Here is an 18,414-nt window from a genome sequence, read left to right as displayed (position 1 = left end):
AAAGGCGCGAGTGTTGAACTCGCGCCTTTTTTTTTGCTCCAAGGCTGGGAGAAAGCAGGTTGAACCCTGCAGGTACAACAGGAGGTTCATGTGAATAAATCAATGCTGGTAGGTGCTGTACTGGGTGCTGTCGGTGTGACTGCCGGAGGTGCTGTCGCAACCTACAGCTTGGTGAACAAGGGGCCTGAGTATGCCCAGGTCACCGACGTGCAACCGATCAAGCAACAGGTCAAGACCCCGCGTGAAGTCTGCAAGGATGTCGCCGTGACCCGTCAGGCGCCGGTGAAGGATCAACACCAGATCGCCGGCACGGTAGTCGGGGCCTTGGCGGGCGGCCTGCTGGGTAACCAGATCGGCGGCGGCACCGGCAAGAAGATCGCCACCGTGGCCGGTGCGGTCGGTGGTGGTTATGCCGGTAACAAGGTGCAGGAAGGCATGCAGCAGCGTGATACCTACACCACCACGCAAACCCGCTGTAACACGGTCAACGACATCAGCGAGAAGGTGGTGGGCTACAACGTGACCTATTCCATCGGTGATCAGGTGGGCAAGGTGAAGATGGACCGCGAGCCAGGCTCGACCATCCCGCTGGACAAGAATGGCAAGCTGATCCTCAGCGAAGCCGGCCAGTAAGTCGCACGCGGCTTGCTCTTTGTAGGAGCGGCCTTGTGTCGCGAAAGGGCTGCGAAGCAGCCCCGGCGATCTGTAATATGGCCAAGATCCTGGGGCCGCTATGCGGCCCTTTCGCGACACAAGGCCGCTCCTACAAAGGGCGTGTATGGCCTGGCATGACCATCAGGCACAAAAAAGCACCTCGAGAGGTGCTTTTTTTTGCCTGCAATCCGCGCTTAGCGCTTCATGCTCTCTGGCAGGTGCGGCTGGATAGCGGTCAGCACGGCCTTGAAGCACTTGATGTTGCCTGCAACGATGTGACCCTTGTCGAGGAAGTCGTGGCCACCGTTGAAGTCGCTCACCAGACCACCGGCTTCCTGGATCAGCAATACGCCCGCCGCCATGTCCCACTCGGACAGGCCCGACTCCCAGAAGGCGTCGAAGCGGCCGGCGGCCACGTAGGCCAGGTCCAGGCTGGCGGAGCCGGCGCGGCGGATGCCGGCGGTCTGGCCAGTCAGGGCGCGGAACATGCCCAGGTAGTTGTCCATGTCAGCCATCTGGTTGTCACGGAACGGGAAGCCGGTGCCCAGCAGGGCGCCATCCAGGCTGGTGCGCGAGCTGACGCGCAGACGGCGGCCATTGAGCTGGGCGCCGCGGCCACGGCTGGCGGTGAATTCTTCCTGGCGAACCGGGTCGAGGACGACCGCGTGCTCGAGGCGGCCGCGGTATTTGCAGGCGATGCTGACGGCGAAGTGAGGGATGCCACGAAGGAAGTTGGTGGTGCCGTCCAGCGGATCGATGATCCACAGGTAGTCCTTGCCCTCTTCGCCGGTGCCCGCGTGCATGCCCGTCTCTTCACCCTGGATCGAGTGGTTCGGGTAGGCCTTGCGCAGTGCGTCGACGATTTTCTGCTCGGCGGCGCGATCAACTTCGGAAACGTAGTCCTTGGCCTCTTTCTCGTCGACCTTGATGGTATCCAGGCGTTCGATGGAGCGGAAGATCAATTCACTGGCGCTGCGAGCGGCGCGCAGGGCGATATTCAGCATAGGCTGCATGGGCGGGTCACCTGGAGATGTTAAAGAGGAAAGCCGGCCATTCTAGCAGAAATTTTTGAAGGCAGAAGTGTCACATTTGCTTTCATGGCGTTACGCCTGTCGGTTATGTAATATCGAATGCCCTGATTCCTGCATCTGTGAGCACAACACCTTGCTGCAAAATATTCGTGTTGTTCTGGTCAATACCAGCCACCCCGGCAATATCGGCGGCGCTGCGCGTGCCATGAAAAACATGGGCTTGTCGCGGCTGGTGCTGGTGCAGCCAAAAGAGTTCCCGTCCGGCGACGCCACCGCGCGCGCCTCGGGCGCCGACGACATCCTGGCCAATGCCCAGGTGGTCGACAGCCTTGAAGATGCGCTGGTCGGCTGCAGTCTGGTCATGGGCACCAGTGCCCGCGAGCGCAGCATCCCCTGGCCGTTGATCGACCCGCGCGAGTGCGGGGCCAAGGCCGTGGAGCACGCCAATGGTGGTGAAGATATCGCCCTGGTGTTCGGGCGCGAGCACGCCGGGTTGACCAACGAAGAACTGCAGCGATGTCACTTCCACGTGCACATTCCCTCGAACCCCGACTTCAGCTCGCTGAACCTTGCCGCCGCTGTCCAGGTGCTGTCCTACGAGGTGCGCATGGCCTGGCTGGCAGCCGAAGGCGCGCCCTCGAAAGTCGAGAAGTTCGACGCCAATTCGCTGCGCAGCAACGAGCTGGCGACCATGGACGAAATGGAGCTGTTCTATGAACACCTGGAGAAAACCCTGGTGGACATCGGCTTCCTCGACCCGGAGAAGCCCAAGCACCTGATGGCGCGCCTGCGCCGACTGTATGGGCGCAGCTCGGTCAATCGTTCGGAAATGAGCATTTTGCGCGGCATCCTCACCGAGACCCAGAAGGTCACCCGGGGCGAGCCGCATAAACGGAAGGACTGACAGATGTTCGAACGTCTGCGTGAAGATATCCAGAGCGTATTCCATCGTGACCCGGCAGCGCGCAATGCATTCGAGGTGCTGACCTGCTACCCCGGCATGCACGCCATCTGGCTGCACCGCCTGGGCAATGCCTTGTGGAAGCGTGACTTCAAGTGGCTGGCCCGCCTGGTGTCGAACTTCGGCCGCTGGATGACCGGCATCGAAATTCATCCCGGCGCGACCATTGGTCGACGCTTCTTCATTGACCACGGCATGGGCATCGTCATCGGCGAAACCGCCGAGATCGGCGACGATGTCACCCTTTATCAGGGCGTGACGCTGGGTGGCACGAGCTGGAACAAAGGCAAGCGCCATCCGACCCTGGAAGACGGTGTGGTGGTTGGGGCAGGAGCCAAGGTGCTCGGCCCGTTCACCGTCGGTGCCGGGGCCAAGATCGGTTCCAATGCAGTGGTGACCAAGGCGGTGCCGGCCGGCGCAACCGCAGTGGGTATTCCTGGGCGGATCATCGTCAAGAGCGAAGACAACGAGATCGAGGCCAGGCGCAAGGCCATGGCCGAGAAGATCGGCTTCGATGCCTATGGTGTCAGCGGCGACATGCCGGACCCGGTAGCCCGCGCCATCGGTCAGATGCTCGACCACCTGCAGGCTGTCGATGAACGGCTGGAGGGCATGTGTGGTGCGCTGACCAAGATGGGCAGCGACTACTGTGCCAAGGAATTGCCAAAGCTGCCGGAAGATGACTTCGCGGTCGAAACCCAGGCTGCCCAGCGCGACACTCAGTCGCATTGATCGCGTCGCAGTGAAGTCACTCTGACATATGGGGCGTGTGCTCACGCCCCTTTGCTGCTACACTCGCGCCCGCCTCTCCGATGCAAACCCGACTAAAGCAGTAGGTCTTATAGTTGACTTAAATGCTCGGGAATCGCATACTCGCACACATCCCGTAACTCCCGTGGTACCCATTAGCCATGCGACTGACTACCAAAGGCCGATACGCCGTCACTGCCATGCTCGACCTGGCATTGCACGCGCAGCATGGGCCGGTGTCTTTGGCCGACATTTCCGAGCGCCAGGGCATTTCCCTCTCTTATCTGGAACAGCTGTTCGCCAAGCTGCGCCGTAGCAGCCTGGTCTCCAGCGTGCGCGGTCCAGGCGGTGGCTACCAGCTGTCGCGCGGCATGGAAACCATCCAGGTGGCCCAGGTCATCGACGCGGTCAACGAATCGGTCGATGCCACCCGTTGCCAGGGGCTCGGGGATTGCCATGCCGGTGACACCTGCCTGACCCACCACTTGTGGTGCGACCTCAGCCAGCAGATTCACGAATTCCTCAGTGGCATCAGCCTGGCTGACCTCGTCATGCGCCGTGAGGTGCAGGAAGTCGCCCAGCGCCAGGACCTGCGGCGTGTCGCAGGCCGTACCGCCCAGCTGGACAAGATTGAGACGTCCGCCGTCGACTGACCTTTTACAGTGACGAGCGACGCCACCGCCTGATAGGAGATACCCATGAAGTTGCCGATCTACCTCGATTACTCCGCTACCACGCCGGTCGACCCCCGTGTCGCCCAGAAGATGGCCGACTGCCTGCTGGTCGACGGCAACTTCGGTAACCCGGCCTCGCGCTCCCACGTATTCGGCTGGAAGGCCGAAGAAGCGGTCGAGAACGGCCGCCGCCAGGTTGCCGAGCTGATCAACGCCGACCCGCGCGAAATCGTCTGGACCAGCGGTGCCACCGAGTCCGACAACCTCGCCCTGAAAGGCGTGGCGCACTTCTATCAGACCAAGGGCAAGCACATCATCACCTCCAAGATCGAGCACAAGGCGGTCCTGGACACCGCTCGCCAGCTCGAGCGTGAAGGTTTCGAAGTCACCTACCTGGAACCGGGCGAAGACGGCATCGTCACCCCGGCCATGGTCGAGGCCGTGCTGCGCGACGACACCATCCTGGTCTCGCTGATGCACGTGAACAACGAAGTCGGCTCGATCAACGACATCGCCGCCATCGGTGAACTGACCCGTTCGCGCGGCGTGCTGTTCCATGTCGACGCCGCCCAGTCGGCCGGCAAGGTCGAAATCGACCTGCAAAAGCTGAAAGTCGACCTTATGTCGTTCTCCGCGCACAAGGTCTACGGCCCTAAAGGCATCGGCGCGCTGTATGTCAGCCGCAAGCCGCGCGTACGCCTGGAAGCCATCATTCACGGCGGTGGCCATGAGCGCGGCATGCGTTCTGGCACCCTGCCGACCCACCAGATCGTCGGCATGGGCGAAGCCTTCGCCATCGCCAAGCAGGAAATGGCCGCCGAGAACGTGCGCATCAAGGCCCTGAGCGACCGCTTCTTCAAGCAGGTCTCGGACCTCGAAGAACTGTACGTCAACGGCAGCAAGACGGCCCGCGTGCCGCACAACCTGAACCTGAGCTTCAACTACGTCGAAGGCGAGTCGCTGCTGATGTCCCTGAAGGACATCGCGGTATCGTCCGGTTCGGCCTGCACCTCCGCTTCGCTCGAGCCGTCGTATGTACTGCGCGCTCTGGGCCGTAACGACGAGCTGGCGCACAGCTCGATCCGCTTCTCCTTCGGCCGCTTCACCAGCGAAGAAGAAGTCGACTACGCCGCGCAGCAAGTCTGCATGGCCGTAAACAAACTGCGTGAACTGTCGCCGCTGTGGGACATGTACAAAGACGGCGTTGACATCTCCAAGATCGAGTGGGCCGCCCACTAAGCAGTCGCCGGCAAGAGCGGCTCCCTGATGAGGAAGGAATTGCACCATGGCATACAGTGAAAAGGTCATCGACCACTACGAAAACCCACGTAACGTCGGCAAGATGAACGCCGAGGACCCGGATGTCGGTACCGGCATGGTCGGCGCCCCAGCGTGCGGTGACGTGATGCGTCTGCAGATCAAGGTCAACGAGCAAGGCGTCATCGAAGACGCCAAGTTCAAGACCTACGGCTGCGGTTCGGCCATCGCCTCCAGCTCCCTCGCCACCGAGTGGATGAAAGGCAAGACCCTGGACGAAGCCGAAACCATCAAGAACACCCAGCTGGCGGAAGAACTGGCGCTGCCGCCAGTGAAAATCCACTGCTCGGTACTCGCCGAAGATGCCATCAAGGCAGCCGTTCGCGACTACAAGCAGAAGAAAGGCTTGATCTAAGCCGTCCGTTGCAAGGTAAGAGTCAAGGAGTTCCGATGGCTATCAGCATGACAGAAGCCGCCGCCAACCACATTCGCCGCTCCCTCGATGGGCGCGGCAAGGGTGAGGGTATTCGCCTGGGCGTGCGCACCACCGGCTGCTCGGGCCTGGCCTACGTGCTGGAGTTCGTCGACGAAGTGGCGGGCGAAGACACTGTTTTCGAGAACCATGGCGTCAAGGTGATCATCGATCCCAAGAGCCTGGTCTACCTCGACGGCACCGAGCTGGACTTCGTCAAGGAAGGGTTGAACGAAGGCTTCAAGTTCAACAACCCCAACGTGCGCGGTGAGTGTGGCTGCGGCGAAAGCTTCAACGTCTGAGGCTGGCCGTGGGTACTCCTTGTCATTTCGCGCTGTTTGACCTCCAGCCCTGCTTCCGTCTGGACCTCGACAAACTGGCCGTTCGCTATCGCGAGCTGGCCCGTGAGGTTCATCCGGACCGCTTCGCCGATGCTTCCGAGCGCGAGCAGCGGGTAGCGCTGGAAAAGTCCGCGGCCCTCAACGACGCCTACCAGACCCTGCGCAGTGCGCCACGCCGTGCCCGCTACCTGCTGGCAATCGGTGGCCACGAAGTGCCTCAGGAGGTCACGGTCCACGACCCTGACTTCCTGTTGCAGCAGATGCAGTGGCGTGAAGAGCTCGAAGACCTGCAGGATGAGGCCGACCTCGATGGCGTGGCCGTGTTCAAGAAGCGCCTGAAGGCCGCTCAGGACACGCTGAACGAGGATTTTGCCGCCTGCTGGGATGTGTCTGCCGAGCGCGACAAGGCCGAACGCCTGATGCGCCGCATGCAGTTCCTCGACAAGCTCGCCCAAGAAGTGCGCCAACTGGAAGAGCGCCTCGACGATTAACCCGGTGTCGCCCGTGATGACGCCTAAGGTATTCAGATAAGCATGGCCCTACTGCAGATCGCCGAACCCGGTCAAAGCCCTCAGCCGCACCAGCGCCGCCTGGCGGTGGGGATCGACTTGGGTACCACCAATTCTCTGGTCGCTGCCGTGCGCAGCGGTCGCAGCGAGCCCCTGCCCGATGCGCAGGGTAATGTCATTCTGCCGTCGGCGGTGCGTTACCTGTCTGGCCACAACGAAGTCGGCCTGACCGCGCGCGAAGCGGCTGCCAGCGACCCGCTGAACACCGTGTTGTCGGTCAAGCGCCTGATGGGGCGTGGCCTGGCTGACGTGAAGCAGTTGGGTGAGCAACTCCCGTACCGCTTCATTGGCGGCGAGTCGCACATGCCGTTCATCGACACCGTCCAGGGGCCGAAAAGCCCGGTGGAAGTGTCCGCCGACATCCTCAAGGTGCTGCGCGAGCGTGCCGAAGCCACCCTGGGTGGTGAGCTGGTGGGGGCGGTGATTACCGTGCCGGCCTATTTCGACGATGCCCAGCGCCAGGCCACCAAGGATGCCGCGCGCCTGGCGGGGCTGAGCGTGCTGCGCCTGCTCAACGAGCCGACTGCCGCTGCCGTGGCCTATGGCCTGGACCAGAACGCCGAAGGCCTGGTGGCCATCTATGACCTGGGTGGCGGTACCTTCGACATTTCCATCCTGCGCCTGACCGCCGGTGTTTTCGAAGTGCTGGCTACCGGTGGCGATACCGCCCTGGGCGGCGACGATTTCGACCACGCCATCGCGGGCTGGATCATCGAGCAGGCCGGCCTGTCCGCTGATCTCGACCCGGCTACCCAGCGCCAGTTGCTGCAGGCCGCCTGCGCCGCCAAGGAAGCCCTGACCGATGCCGACACTGTCAGCGTCAACCACGGCGCCTGGACGGGCGAGCTGAGCCGCTGCGCCTTCGAGGCCATGATCGAGCCGCTGGTTGCCCGCAGCCTGAAAGCCTGCCGCCGCGCCGTGCGCGACAGCGGTGTCGAGCTGGAGGAGGTGGGTGCAGTGGTGATGGTTGGTGGTTCGACCCGCGTGCCGCGTGTACGTGAAGCGGTGGGTGCACTGTTTGGCCGCACCCCCATGACTTCGATCGACCCGGATCAGGTGGTGGCCATTGGCGCCGCGATCCAGGCCGACACCCTGGCCGGCAACCGCCGCGAAGGTGGCGAGCTGCTGCTGCTCGACGTCATTCCGCTGTCCCTGGGCCTTGAGACCATGGGCGGGCTGATGGAGAAGGTGATCCCGCGCAACACCACCATTCCGGTCGCCCGCGCGCAGGAATTCACCACCTACAAAGATGGCCAGTCGGCCATGATGATTCACGTGCTGCAGGGTGAGCGCGAGCTGATCAGCGATTGCCGCTCCCTGGCGCGCTTCGAACTGCGCGGCATTCCGGCCATGGTTGCCGGCGCCGCCAAGATTCGCGTGACCTTCCAGGTCGATGCCGACGGCCTGCTCAGTGTCGCGGCCCGCGAACTGGGCTCGGGCGTGGAAGCGAGCATCCAGGTCAAACCGTCCTACGGCCTGACCGACGGCGAGATCGCCCGCATGCTCAAGGACTCCTTCGAGCACGCAGGGTCCGACAAGCAGGCGCGCCAGCTGCGCGAGCACCAGGTCGATGGTGAGCGACTGCTCGAAGCGGTACAGGGCGCCCTGGACGCCGATGGCGAGCGACTGCTCGATAGCGAAGAGCGCGACGCCATCGAATACCAGATGCAAGAACTACGTGATTTGCTCACCGGCACCGATGGCGCGGCCATCGAGCAACAGACCAAGCGTCTGTCGCAGGTGACCGATGCATTTGCCGCCCGTCGCCTTGATTCGACGGTCAAAGCCGCACTGGCCGGGCGCAACCTGAATGAGATCGAGGAGTAATCGATGCCGCTGGTGACATTCCTGCCGCATGAGAAGTTCTGCCCCGAGGGGCTGACCGTGGAGGTGCCAGCCGGGACCAATATCCTGGAGCTGGCCCACGACCATCACATCGAGATGGAAAGCGCCTGCGGTGGCGTCAAGGCCTGCACCACTTGCCACTGTATTGTTCGCAAAGGTTTCGACTCCCTCGAAGAGGCTGACGAGCTGGAAGAGGACATGCTGGACAAGGCCTGGGGCCTGGAGGCCCAGTCGCGTCTGGGCTGCCAGGTGGTCGTGGGTGGTGAAGACCTGACCATCGAGATCCCCAAGTATTCGCTCAACCACGCTGCCGAAGCACCGCACTGAGGTCCTGTCCATGAGTCTGAAATGGGTTGATGTACTTGAGATCGCCATCCAGCTTGTGGAAAGCAAGCCGGACGTCGATCCTAGATATGTGAATTTCGTCGATCTGCACCGTTGGGTGCTGGCCTTGCCAGAATTCAGCGACGATCCGTCACGTGGCGGTGAGAAAGTGCTCGAGGCCATCCAGGCGGCCTGGATTGATGAAGCCGACTAAGCGTGACGCAGCAGGTTAGGCAATCCCCTGGAACCCGCGTATAATTCGCGGGTTTAATTTTTCGTAACACTCAATATTCTGGAGTTTTCCATGGCTGTTCAACGTACTTTCTCGATCATCAAGCCTGACGCCGTTGCCAAGAACGTGATCGGCAAGATCACCACCCGCTTCGAAGAAGCCGGCCTGAAAATCGTTGCCTCGAAAATCAAGCAACTGTCCAAAGCCGAAGCCGAAGGCTTCTACGCCGAGCACAGCGCTCGTGGCTTCTTCGGTGACCTGGTTGCCTTCATGACTTCCGGCCCGGTCGTCGTTCAGGTTCTGGAGGGCGAAAACGCCATCGCTCTGAACCGTGAGCTGATGGGCGCTACCAACCCTAAAGAAGCTGCTGCCGGCACCATCCGTGCTGACTTCGCCGAGTCGATCGACGCCAACGCCGTTCACGGTTCGGACTCCGAAGCTGCCGCTGCTCGCGAAATCGCTTACTTCTTCGCTGCTACCGAGGTAACCACTCGCTAAGCGAAAGCTTACGGGTGAGGGTGAATCCATGACGACATCTACTGGCAAAATCAACCTGTTGGGGCTGACCCAGCCGGAAATGGAAAAGTTCTTCGACTCGATAGGGGAGAAGCGCTTCCGTGCCGGTCAGGTGATGAAATGGATTCACCATTTTGGCGTGTCCGACTTTGCGGCCATGACCAACGTAGGCAAGGTCTTGCGCGAAAAGCTCGAGGCCGTTGCCGAGATTCGCCCCCCGGAAGTGGTCAGTGAAGACATTTCCGCCGACGGCACCCGCAAATGGGTGATCCGCGTTGCCTCCGGCAGCTGCGTCGAGACCGTCTACATTCCCACCGACGACCGTGGCACCCTCTGCGTCTCGTCGCAAGCCGGCTGCGCCCTGGACTGCAGTTTCTGCTCCACCGGCAAGCAAGGCTTCAACAGCAATCTCACTGCCGCCGAAGTGATCGGCCAGGTGTGGCTTGCGAACAAATCCTTCGGGACCGTCCCTGCCAAGATCGACCGCGCGATTACCAACGTGGTGATGATGGGCATGGGCGAGCCCCTGCTGAACTTCGACAACGTCATCGCCGCCATGCACATCATGATGGATGACCTGGGCTATGGCATTTCCAAGCGTCGTGTCACCCTGTCCACTTCGGGCGTGGTGCCGATGATCGACGAACTGGCCAAGCACATCGACGTGTCCCTGGCGCTGTCGCTGCACGCGCCTAACGACGAACTGCGCAACCAGCTGGTGCCGATCAACAAGAAGTACCCGCTGAAGATGCTGCTCGAGTCGTGCATGGGCTACATGTCGACCCTGGGCGGCAAGCGTGTGCTGACCATCGAATACACCCTGCTCAAAGACGTCAACGACCAGCCCGAGCATGCGGCACAGATGATCGAGCTGCTGCGCGACGTGCCGTGCAAGATCAACCTGATCCCGTTCAACCCGTTCCCGCACTCGGGCTACGAGCGGCCGAGCAACAACGCTATTCGCCGCTTCCAGGACCTGCTGCACCATGGTGGTTTCAACGTCACCACCCGTACCACGCGTGGCGACGACATCGACGCCGCCTGTGGCCAGCTGGTCGGCCAGGTCAACGACCGTACCCGCCGCAGCGAGCGCTACATCGCCGTCCGCCAGCTGTCCGCTGACGCCGAGCTGCAAGACAGCGCCGTGCGCCACTGAGTCCGGCCTTGCCATGAGCCTGCGCGCCGCGCTGTCGATCCTTGCGCTTTTGCTGCTGGCCGGCTGCGTGTCGGGCGGTGCGAGCGACCCCCTGGCCAGCCGCCAGGGGCGAGCGGAAGCGGGGCGGGCTTACACGCAACTTGGCCTGGGTTATTTGCAACAAGGTTTGACCCAGCAGGCCAAGGCTCCATTGGGCAGGGCCCTGGCGCTGGATTCGGGCGATGCCGACGCCCATACGGCTCTGGCGTTGGTGTTCCAGGCCGAAGATGAGCCAGCGCTTGCCGAGGCGCACTTCAAAAAAGCCTTGGCATCCCGCTCGGGCGACACGCGAATTCGCAACAATTACGGCAGTTTCCTATATGCTCAGCAACGTTTTGCCGAAGCCGAGCAGATGTTTCGCCTGGCCAGCGCCGATACCCTGTATCCTGAACGTTCGCGGGTTTACGAGAACCTTGGCCTGACGGCCTTGAAACTCGACGATCGCGACCAGGCGCATGCGTATTTGACCAAGGCCCTGCAACTTGACCAGCGCCAGCCCAGAGCATTACTGGAAATGGCTGAGTTGTCCTACGAAAACAGGCATTATGTGCCGGCCCGTGACTACTACGATCGTTTCAGCCAGTTGAGCGGTCACGACGCCCGTAGTCTTCTGCTGGGCAGCCGCCTTGCCCGGGTATTCGACGAGCAGGGCACACTGGCCGATATGGGCCAGCAATTACAACGACTTTATCCCGGTACGCCGGAATATCAGCAATACCTGTCGGAGCAACGATGAAAGCCGCGCATCCCGAAGTAGCAGCAGCGACTGGCCAGAACCCCGGTGAGCTGTTGCGCCAGGCCCGCGAGAAACGGGAGTGGTCGCAAGCCGAGGTGGCCCGCAAGCTCAACCTCACCGTAAGTTCGCTGAACCACGTGGAAACCGGCGCCTTCGACAAGCTGCCCGGGCACACCTTCGCCCGTGGTTACATTCGCGCCTACGCCAAGCTGATGGACATGGACCAGGCCCCGCTGGTCGAGGCCTTCGACCAGTACACCGGCACCCACGCCAAGGGCAGCGAAGTGCATTCGCTGGGCCGCATCGAAGAGCCGGTGCGCCTGTCGCACAACATCATGCGCGGTGTCACCCTGTTGCTGCTGGTCGCCGTGGTCGGCGGCAGCTTCATCTGGTGGCAGGACCAGGGCAGCCTGAAAGGCAAGGACCTGGCCAAGATCGCCCTCGAGCATGTGGAAGTCGAAAGTGCCGACGGCACCACCCAGATCCACCCGTTGGACGAGCCTGAAGACCAGGCCGTGACCGCGGGCCAGCAGCCCGAGACCGCGCCGCTGCCGCTGGAGCAGGCGCCTGCCGAGGCAACTGCCGGCACTACCAGTGAAGCCACCCCGGCAGCCGCCACGCCGGCACCTGCTGCTCCGGTTCAGCAGGCACCAGCCCAGGCTGCCGTGCCAGCCCCGGCCCCTGCTCCGGCAGCACCGGCTGCGCCCGTTGCCAGTGTGCCGGCCGTCGCCGCAGCCGAGCCTGCCGCCCCTGCGGCTGTGCCGGCCGGGAGTGCCAAGGTTGCAATCCAGTTCACCGCCGATTGCTGGACCCAGGTGTCCGATGGCAACGGCAAGGTGCTGTTCAGCGCCATCAAGCGCAAGGGGGACAACCTCGAGCTGACCGGCAAGCCGCCATTTGCGGTACGCCTGGGCTTTGCCCGGGGCGCCCAGGTCAGCTACAACGGCCAGGCCGTCGATGTTGCCCCGTTCACCAGTGGCGAAACCGCTCGCCTGAAGTTGGGACAGTAAGTCATGCACGGCGAATCTCCGATCAAGCGTCGCGAATCCCGCAAAATCTGGGTCGGCAATGTACCGGTGGGTGGTGATGCCCCCATCGCGGTGCAGAGCATGACCAACACCGACACCAACGATGTGATGGCCACCGTTGCGCAGATCCAGCGCCTGGTCGACGCCGGCGTCGACATCGTTCGTGTCTCGGTGCCGGACATGGACGCCGCCGAGGCGTTCGGCAAGATCAAGCAGCTGGTCAGCGTGCCGCTGGTTGCCGATATCCATTTCGACTACAAGATCGCGCTGCGTGTGGCCGAGCTTGGCGTCGATTGCCTGCGCATCAACCCGGGCAACATCGGCCGTGAAGACCGCGTGCGTGCGGTGGTCGATGCCGCCCGCGACCGTGGCATCCCGATCCGCATCGGTGTCAATGCCGGTTCGCTGGAAAAGGACCTGCAGAAGAAGTATGGCGAGCCGACGCCGGCCGCGCTGGTCGAATCGGCCCTGCGTCACGTCGAGCACCTCGACCGCCTGGACTTCCAGGACTTCAAGGTCAGCGTCAAGGCCTCCGACGTGTTCATGGCCGTCGAAGCCTATCGCCTGCTGGCCAAGCAGATCATCCAGCCATTGCACCTGGGCATCACCGAAGCCGGTGGCCTGCGCTCGGGGACGGTGAAATCCGCCGTCGGCCTCGGTATGCTGCTGGCCGAGGGCATTGGCGATACCATCCGTATTTCGCTGGCGGCCGACCCGGTCGAGGAAGTGAAGGTCGGCTACGACATCCTCAAGTCGCTGCACCTGCGTTCGCGTGGCATCAACTTCATCGCTTGCCCGAGCTGCTCGCGGCAGAACTTCGATGTGGTCAAGACCATGAACGAGCTGGAAGGGCGCCTGGAAGACCTGCTGGTACCGCTGGACGTGGCGGTAATCGGTTGTGTGGTCAATGGCCCTGGCGAAGCCAAGGAGGCCCACGTAGGTCTGACCGGTGGCACGCCGAACCTGATCTACATCGACGGCAAGCCGGCGCAGAAGCTGACCAATGACAACCTGGTCGATGAGCTGGAGAAGCTCATCCGCCAGAAAGCGGCCGAAAAGGTCGAGGCTGATGCGGCGCTGATCGCCCGCGGCTGACACACAGATTCGTAAGGACTTTTCGTGAGCAAATCGCTGCAAGCCATCCGTGGCATGAACGACATCCTGCCAGACCAGTCGCCGCTCTGGCGCTACTTCGAAGGCACTGTCGCCGGCCTCCTGGACACCTACGGGTACAGCCAGATCCGCACGCCGATCGTCGAGTTCACCGAGCTGTTCAAGCGCTCCATTGGTGAAGTCACCGACATCGTCGAAAAAGAGATGTACACCTTCGAGGACCGCAACGGCGATTCGCTCACCCTGCGCCCAGAAGGCACCGCTGCTTGTGTGCGCGCAGTGCTGGAGCACGGCATCACCGGCAACGGTCAGGTGCAGAAGCTCTGGTACATCGGCCAGATGTTCCGCCACGAGCGCCCGCAGAAGGGCCGCTACCGCCAGTTCCACCAGATTGGCGTGGAAGTGTTCAACCTGGACGGCCCGGACATCGACGCCGAGCTGATCATGCTGACCTGGCGCCTGTGGGGCCTGCTGGGCATTCAGGACGCGGTCAAGCTGGAACTCAACAGCCTGGGCACCAGCGAAGCCCGTGCCCGCTACCGTGACGCGCTGGTCGAGTTCCTTTCGGCGCGCCTGGAGCAGCTCGACGAAGACAGCCAGCGCCGCCTCAAGAGCAACCCGCTGCGCATCCTCGACAGCAAGGACCAGGGCACCCAGGCGGTGCTGGTTGGCGCGCCGAAGCTGGAAGACTACCTGGACGACGATTCCCGCGTGCACTTCGAGGGCCTGAAGGCGCGCCTCGACGCCGCCGGCATCCCGTTCGTGATCAACACCAAGCTGGTACGTGGCCTGGACTACTACAGCAAGACCGTGTTCGAGTGGGTCACCGACAAGCTCGGCGCCCAGGGCACCGTCTGTGCCGGTGGCCGTTACGACGGCCTGGTCGAGCAGATGGGCGGCAAACCGACCACTGGCGTCGGTTTCGCCATGGGCATCGAGCGCCTGATCCTGCTGCTGGAAACCCTCGGCAAGGTCCCTGAGTCGATCAACCGCACCATCGACGTCTACCTGTGCGCCTTCGGCGAGCAGGCGGAACTGGCCGGCCTGCGGCTGTCCGAAAGCCTGCGCGACCGCCTGCCGGGCCTGCGCCTGGCAGTCAATGCCGGTGGGGGCAGCTTCAAGAGCCAGTTCAAGAAGGCCGACAAGAGCGGCGCGCTGTTCGCCCTGATCCTCGGCGACGACGAGCTGGCAAAGCAAGAGATCGGCGTGAAGCCCCTGCGTGGTCAGGGCGAACAACAGAACATTGCCTGGGATGCTCTGGCTGAGCACCTGGAAACCGCGATCGCTCAGGCGTAACGCGGTTCAACAAGCGAATAGGCGAAAAGGAGTATTGGGGTGTCGAGTACCGATGATGATGACCTGGCAGGGGTCAAGGACTGGTGGAACCGTAACGGCAAGCCGCTGCTGACTGGCGCATTGCTGGCGGGCGTGGTGGTACTGGGCTGGAACACCTGGCACAAGTACCAGAGCAACCAGTCGCAAGGTGCCTCGCAGCTGTATCAGGCCTTGCTCGAGACCAGCCTGACGCCGAACGGCCAGCCAGACGCGACCAAGGTTGCGGAATTGGCCGGCAAGCTCAAGAGCGAGTTCGGCGGTACTGCGTACGCCCAGTACGGCAGCCTGTTCGTGGCCAAGGTCGCGGTCGAGAGCGGCAAGCTCGACGACGCCGCTGCCGAGCTGAAAGGCGTGCTGGACAAGCCGGCCGACGTTACCCTGGGTGAAATCTCGCGCCAGCGCCTGGCACGCGTGCTCGCTGCACAGAACAAGGCCGAAGAGGCCCTCAAGCTGCTCGACGGTGACGCCGACAAGGCGTTCCTGGCCAGCCGTGAAGAGTTGAAGGGCGACCTGCTGGTACAGCTGGGTCGCGGCGACGATGCCCACAGTGCCTACGAAAAAGCCAAGGCCGCGCTGTCTGACGAAGCAGCGGTCGGTGGCCTGCAACTGAAGCTGGATGACCTGGCCAAAGGGGACGCGTAAGTGATCGGTTGGAAACAAGCAGCAGTGCTGACCCTGGCCGTGCTGGCCGCAGGTTGCAGCAGCAACAGCAAGAAGGAACTGCCTCCGGCCGAGCTGACCAAGTTCACCGAAGAAGTGGTGCTGAAAAAGCAGTGGAGCCGTTCAATCGGTGACGGCCAGGGCGAGACCTATAACACCCTGGTTCCAGCCATCGAGAACGACCGTATCTACGCCTCCGACGTCAATGGCGAAGTGTTCGCCCTGGACCGCATCACTGGCGACGTAGTATGGAAAAAAGACCTGGAGCTGCCGGTTTCCGGCGCGGTCGGCGTCGGTTACGGCCTGGTCATGCTCGGCACCCTCAAGGGCGAAGTCATCGCCCTGGACTCCAGCACCGGCGAAGAACGCTGGCGCTCGCGCGTCACCAGTGAAGTGCTGGCTCCGCCGGCCAACAATGGTGACGTTGTTGTGGTGCAGACCCAGGACGATCGCCTGATCGGCCTGGATGCCGCCACCGGCGACCGCCGCTGGATCTATGAAAACACCCCGGCCGTGCTGACTCTGCGTGGCACTGGCGCGCCGATCGCTACCAACCGCCTGGCCGTCGCCGGCCTGTCCACCGGCAAGGTGGTGGCGGTGGACATCAACAACGGCGTGCCGGTGTGGGAGAGCCGCGTGGCCATCCCGCAGGGCCGTTCCGAGCTGGACCGCGTGGTCGACATCGACGGCGGCCTGCTGCTGTCCGGTGGTACCCTGTACGTAGGCACCTACCAGGGCCGTGTCGCGGGCCTGGACCTGGAAAGCGGCCGTGTGCTGTGGCAGCGCGATGCTTCCAGCTATGTGGGTGTCGCCCAAGGCTTCGGCAACGTCTATGTCAGCGAAGCCAGTGGTACTGTTGAAGGTGTCGACGAGCGCTCCTCCAGCGCGCTGTGGACCAACGACTCGATGGCCCGCCGTCAGCTGACCGCTCCCGAGGTGTACTCCAGCTACGTGGCAGTGGGTGACTTCGAGGGTTACCTGCACCTGCTCAGCCAGGTCGATGGCCGCTTCGTCGGCCGTGAGCGTATCGACAGCGATGGCCTGCGTGCCCGCCCACTCGTGGTCGGCGACACCATCTACGTCTTTGGCAACAGCGGCAAGCTCGAGGCACTGACCATCCGCTGAAGCTATGCTTGAAGCTTTGACGGGCTTCAAGCTGCGGCGTAGGACGCGCCGCCCGAACTCCGGCCGCTGCCTTGCAGCGGCCTTTGCATTTTCAAGAATTCAAGAGTGGAGAGCCGCATGGTTCCCGTAATCGCCCTGGTGGGCCGCCCGAACGTCGGCAAATCCACCATGTTCAACCGCCTGACCAAGACCCGCGATGCCATCGTCGGTGACTTGTCGGGCCTGACCCGTGACCGCCAGTACGGTGATGCCACCTGGCAGGGTCGTTCCTTCATCCTCATCGACACCGGCGGTATCACCGGTGACGAAGTGGGCATGGACGAGAAGATGGCCGAGCAGTCGCTCATGGCTATCGAAGAAGCCGACTACGTGCTGTTCCTGGTCGACGCTCGAGCCGGTATGACTGCCGCCGACCAGATGATTGCCGAGCACCTGCGCAAGCGCAACAAGTCGGCCATCCTGGTGGCCAACAAGATCGACAACATCGACGCCGACGTCGCCCGCGCCGAGTTCTCGCCGCTGGGCATGGGCAACGCCATTCCGGTGGCCGGGTCACAGGGCCGTGGCATCAACGCGCTGATGGAAAGCGTCCTGGGCCATATTCCTCGTGACGCTGAGGAAGAAGCCCTGGACCAGGAAGTCGCCGAAGGCGAGGAAGCGGTTCGCATCCCCGGCCCGAGCGAGAAGGATGGCATCAAGATCGCCATCATCGGCCGCCCGAACGTGGGCAAGTCGACCCTGGTCAACCGCATGCTCGGCGAAGAGCGCGTGGTGGTCTACGACCAGCCGGGCACTACCCGCGATAGTATCTACATCCCGTTCGAGCGCGATGGCGAGAAGTACACCTTCATCGACACCGCCGGCGTGCGCAAGCGCGGCAAGATCCACGAGGAAGTCGAAAAGTTCTCGGTGGTGAAGACCCTGCAGGCGATCAAGGACGCCAACGTGGTGATCTTCGTCATGGATGCCCGCGAAGGTGTGGTCGACCATGACCTCAACCTGTTGGGCTTCGCCCTGGAAGCCGGCCGCGCCATCGTCATTGCCCTCAACAAGTGGGATGGCATGGAGTCGGGCGAGCGCGACTACGTAAAGACCGAGCTGGAGCGCCGGCTGTTCTTCGTCGACTTCGCCGACATCCACTTCATTTCCGCCCTGCATGGCACCGGTGTGGGCCACCTGTACAAGTCGGTACAGGCTGCATTCAAGTCGGCGGTTACCCGCTGGCCGACCAGCCGCCTGACGCAGATCCTCGAAGATGCCGTCAGCGAGCACCAGCCGCCGTTGGTCAACGGCCGCCGCATCAAGCTGCGCTATGCCCACCTGGGTGGTGCCAACCCGCCGCTGATCGTGATCCACGGCAACCAGACCGAGAAGATTCCAAAGTCCTATTCGCGTTACCTGGAAAACACCTACCGCCGCGTGCTGAAGCTGGTCGGTACGCCGATCCGCATCGAGTACAAGGGCGGTGAAAACCCGTACGAGGGCAAGAAAAACACCCTCACCGATCGCCAGGTCAACAAGAAACGCCGCCTGATGTCGCACCACAAGAAGGCCGAAAAGAAGCGCCGCGACAAGCGCTGATTAAAAGCTGGCGCG

General features: G+C 62.7%; 21 protein-coding genes. 20 read left to right on the top strand and 1 reads right to left on the bottom strand.

The genetic code is table 11. From position 1 onward, the window contains the following. Positions 1 to 90: 90 nt before the first annotated feature. Positions 91 to 633, top strand: a complete 543-nt coding sequence (locus tag ACIPW4_RS07305) for a glycine zipper 2TM domain-containing protein (protein WP_103445626.1) — start codon at positions 91 to 93, stop codon at positions 631 to 633. Positions 634 to 848: 215 nt separating this feature from the next. On the opposite strand, the gene suhB is transcribed toward ACIPW4_RS07305, so the two are convergent. Then, positions 849 to 1,667: an inositol-phosphate phosphatase gene (gene suhB / locus ACIPW4_RS07300; RefSeq protein ID WP_400656214.1), complete on the bottom strand. Its 819-nt coding sequence runs from the start codon at positions 1,665 to 1,667 to the stop codon at positions 849 to 851. Positions 1,668 to 1,818: 151 nt separating this feature from the next. On the opposite strand from suhB, the gene trmJ reads away from it, so the two are divergent. The 19 genes from trmJ to der all read left to right on the top strand — a co-directional run bounded on the left by trmJ (position 1,819) and on the right by der (position 18,399). After that, on the top strand, positions 1,819 to 2,589 hold the full coding sequence (gene trmJ, locus ACIPW4_RS07295; RefSeq protein WP_400656212.1) for a tRNA (cytosine(32)/uridine(32)-2'-O)-methyltransferase TrmJ: 771 nt from the start codon (positions 1,819 to 1,821) through the stop codon (positions 2,587 to 2,589). A gap of 3 nt (positions 2,590 to 2,592) precedes the next feature. Beyond that, the gene (gene cysE, locus ACIPW4_RS07290; RefSeq protein WP_400656211.1) at positions 2,593 to 3,378 is read left to right on the top strand and encodes a serine O-acetyltransferase; all 786 of its coding nucleotides are present in this window, start codon (positions 2,593 to 2,595) and stop codon (positions 3,376 to 3,378) included. A gap of 179 nt (positions 3,379 to 3,557) precedes the next feature. Further along, positions 3,558 to 4,049: a Fe-S cluster assembly transcriptional regulator IscR gene (gene iscR, locus ACIPW4_RS07285; RefSeq protein WP_008092572.1), complete on the top strand. Its 492-nt coding sequence runs from the start codon at positions 3,558 to 3,560 to the stop codon at positions 4,047 to 4,049. Positions 4,050 to 4,094: 45 nt separating this feature from the next. Next, positions 4,095 to 5,309 carry an IscS subfamily cysteine desulfurase gene (locus ACIPW4_RS07280; protein ID WP_400656209.1) on the top strand — a complete coding sequence of 405 codons (1,215 nt, stop codon included), beginning with the start codon at positions 4,095 to 4,097 and terminating at the stop codon, positions 5,307 to 5,309. A 46-nt stretch (positions 5,310 to 5,355) separates the two neighbouring features. Then, positions 5,356 to 5,742 carry a Fe-S cluster assembly scaffold IscU gene (gene iscU / locus ACIPW4_RS07275; RefSeq protein WP_003248539.1) on the top strand — a complete coding sequence of 129 codons (387 nt, stop codon included), beginning with the start codon at positions 5,356 to 5,358 and terminating at the stop codon, positions 5,740 to 5,742. A 35-nt stretch (positions 5,743 to 5,777) separates the two neighbouring features. Then, positions 5,778 to 6,101 (top strand): iron-sulfur cluster assembly protein IscA, encoded by a 324-nt coding sequence (iscA, locus tag ACIPW4_RS07270; protein ID WP_400656207.1) that lies wholly within the window; start codon positions 5,778 to 5,780, stop codon positions 6,099 to 6,101. 8 nt (positions 6,102 to 6,109) lie between these two features. Next, a complete protein-coding gene (gene hscB / locus ACIPW4_RS07265; protein ID WP_400656205.1) occupies positions 6,110 to 6,631 on the top strand; it encodes a co-chaperone HscB in 522 nt (173 codons plus the stop codon). 42 nt (positions 6,632 to 6,673) lie between these two features. After that, a complete protein-coding gene (hscA, locus tag ACIPW4_RS07260; protein ID WP_400656203.1) occupies positions 6,674 to 8,536 on the top strand; it encodes a Fe-S protein assembly chaperone HscA in 1,863 nt (620 codons plus the stop codon). A gap of 3 nt (positions 8,537 to 8,539) precedes the next feature. After that, on the top strand, positions 8,540 to 8,881 hold the full coding sequence (fdx, locus tag ACIPW4_RS07255) for an ISC system 2Fe-2S type ferredoxin (RefSeq protein ID WP_400656201.1): 342 nt from the start codon (positions 8,540 to 8,542) through the stop codon (positions 8,879 to 8,881). Between the two features lie 10 nt (positions 8,882 to 8,891). Then, the gene (gene iscX, locus ACIPW4_RS07250) at positions 8,892 to 9,092 is read left to right on the top strand and encodes a Fe-S cluster assembly protein IscX (protein WP_400656199.1); all 201 of its coding nucleotides are present in this window, start codon (positions 8,892 to 8,894) and stop codon (positions 9,090 to 9,092) included. 90 nt (positions 9,093 to 9,182) lie between these two features. Continuing rightward, positions 9,183 to 9,608: a nucleoside-diphosphate kinase gene (gene ndk / locus ACIPW4_RS07245; protein ID WP_008092560.1), complete on the top strand. Its 426-nt coding sequence runs from the start codon at positions 9,183 to 9,185 to the stop codon at positions 9,606 to 9,608. 28 nt (positions 9,609 to 9,636) lie between these two features. Continuing rightward, positions 9,637 to 10,782: a 23S rRNA (adenine(2503)-C(2))-methyltransferase RlmN gene (gene rlmN / locus ACIPW4_RS07240; protein WP_054887568.1), complete on the top strand. Its 1,146-nt coding sequence runs from the start codon at positions 9,637 to 9,639 to the stop codon at positions 10,780 to 10,782. A 13-nt stretch (positions 10,783 to 10,795) separates the two neighbouring features. Beyond that, a complete protein-coding gene (pilW, locus tag ACIPW4_RS07235; RefSeq protein WP_400656196.1) occupies positions 10,796 to 11,557 on the top strand; it encodes a type IV pilus biogenesis/stability protein PilW in 762 nt (253 codons plus the stop codon). Beyond that, the gene (locus ACIPW4_RS07230) at positions 11,554 to 12,567 is read left to right on the top strand and encodes a RodZ domain-containing protein (protein WP_400656194.1); all 1,014 of its coding nucleotides are present in this window, start codon (positions 11,554 to 11,556) and stop codon (positions 12,565 to 12,567) included. The genes pilW and ACIPW4_RS07230 overlap by 4 nt, the downstream gene beginning before the upstream one ends. 3 nt (positions 12,568 to 12,570) lie before the next feature. Continuing rightward, entirely contained in the window at positions 12,571 to 13,680 is a 1,110-nt protein-coding gene (gene ispG, locus ACIPW4_RS07225; protein ID WP_400656192.1) for a flavodoxin-dependent (E)-4-hydroxy-3-methylbut-2-enyl-diphosphate synthase, read from the top strand. Between the two features lie 24 nt (positions 13,681 to 13,704). Beyond that, positions 13,705 to 14,994 carry a histidine--tRNA ligase gene (gene hisS, locus ACIPW4_RS07220; RefSeq protein WP_400656190.1) on the top strand — a complete coding sequence of 430 codons (1,290 nt, stop codon included), beginning with the start codon at positions 13,705 to 13,707 and terminating at the stop codon, positions 14,992 to 14,994. Between the two features lie 39 nt (positions 14,995 to 15,033). After that, on the top strand, positions 15,034 to 15,675 hold the full coding sequence (locus tag ACIPW4_RS07215) for a tetratricopeptide repeat protein (RefSeq protein WP_400656188.1): 642 nt from the start codon (positions 15,034 to 15,036) through the stop codon (positions 15,673 to 15,675). Continuing rightward, a complete protein-coding gene (gene bamB, locus ACIPW4_RS07210) occupies positions 15,676 to 16,818 on the top strand; it encodes an outer membrane protein assembly factor BamB (protein WP_400656186.1) in 1,143 nt (380 codons plus the stop codon). Between the two features lie 117 nt (positions 16,819 to 16,935). Continuing rightward, the gene (gene der, locus ACIPW4_RS07205) at positions 16,936 to 18,399 is read left to right on the top strand and encodes a ribosome biogenesis GTPase Der (RefSeq protein WP_103445617.1); all 1,464 of its coding nucleotides are present in this window, start codon (positions 16,936 to 16,938) and stop codon (positions 18,397 to 18,399) included. The last annotated feature ends 15 nt before the right edge of the window (positions 18,400 to 18,414 follow it).

This window comes from Pseudomonas sp. NPDC089996 (genome assembly GCF_044748405.1).
Taxonomy (GTDB): Bacteria; Pseudomonadota; Gammaproteobacteria; order Pseudomonadales; family Pseudomonadaceae; genus Aquipseudomonas.
The sequence above is the reverse complement of the archived record's forward strand: the minus strand, read 5'-3'. Positions and strand labels throughout refer to the sequence as shown.

Bases quoted from the DNA above. Each gene is read 5' to 3' on its own strand.
- suhB (WP_400656214.1), bottom strand. From the start codon at position 1,667: ATGCAGCCTATGCTGAATATCGCCCTGCGCGCCGCTCGCAGCGCCAGT.
- cysE (WP_400656211.1), top strand. From the start codon at position 2,593: ATGTTCGAACGTCTGCGTGAAGATATCCAGAGCGTATTCCATCGTGAC.
- iscR (WP_008092572.1), top strand. From the start codon at position 3,558: ATGCGACTGACTACCAAAGGCCGATACGCCGTCACTGCCATGCTCGAC.
- ACIPW4_RS07280 (WP_400656209.1), top strand. From the start codon at position 4,095: ATGAAGTTGCCGATCTACCTCGATTACTCCGCTACCACGCCGGTCGAC.
- iscU (WP_003248539.1), top strand. From the start codon at position 5,356: ATGGCATACAGTGAAAAGGTCATCGACCACTACGAAAACCCACGTAAC.
- iscA (WP_400656207.1), top strand. From the start codon at position 5,778: ATGGCTATCAGCATGACAGAAGCCGCCGCCAACCACATTCGCCGCTCC.
- hscA (WP_400656203.1), top strand. From the start codon at position 6,674: ATGGCCCTACTGCAGATCGCCGAACCCGGTCAAAGCCCTCAGCCGCAC.
- fdx (WP_400656201.1), top strand. From the start codon at position 8,540: ATGCCGCTGGTGACATTCCTGCCGCATGAGAAGTTCTGCCCCGAGGGG.
- iscX (WP_400656199.1), top strand. From the start codon at position 8,892: ATGAGTCTGAAATGGGTTGATGTACTTGAGATCGCCATCCAGCTTGTG.
- ndk (WP_008092560.1), top strand. From the start codon at position 9,183: ATGGCTGTTCAACGTACTTTCTCGATCATCAAGCCTGACGCCGTTGCC.
- rlmN (WP_054887568.1), top strand. From the start codon at position 9,637: ATGACGACATCTACTGGCAAAATCAACCTGTTGGGGCTGACCCAGCCG.
- pilW (WP_400656196.1), top strand. From the start codon at position 10,796: ATGAGCCTGCGCGCCGCGCTGTCGATCCTTGCGCTTTTGCTGCTGGCC.
- ACIPW4_RS07230 (WP_400656194.1), top strand. From the start codon at position 11,554: ATGAAAGCCGCGCATCCCGAAGTAGCAGCAGCGACTGGCCAGAACCCC.
- ispG (WP_400656192.1), top strand. From the start codon at position 12,571: ATGCACGGCGAATCTCCGATCAAGCGTCGCGAATCCCGCAAAATCTGG.
- der (WP_103445617.1), top strand. From the start codon at position 16,936: ATGGTTCCCGTAATCGCCCTGGTGGGCCGCCCGAACGTCGGCAAATCC.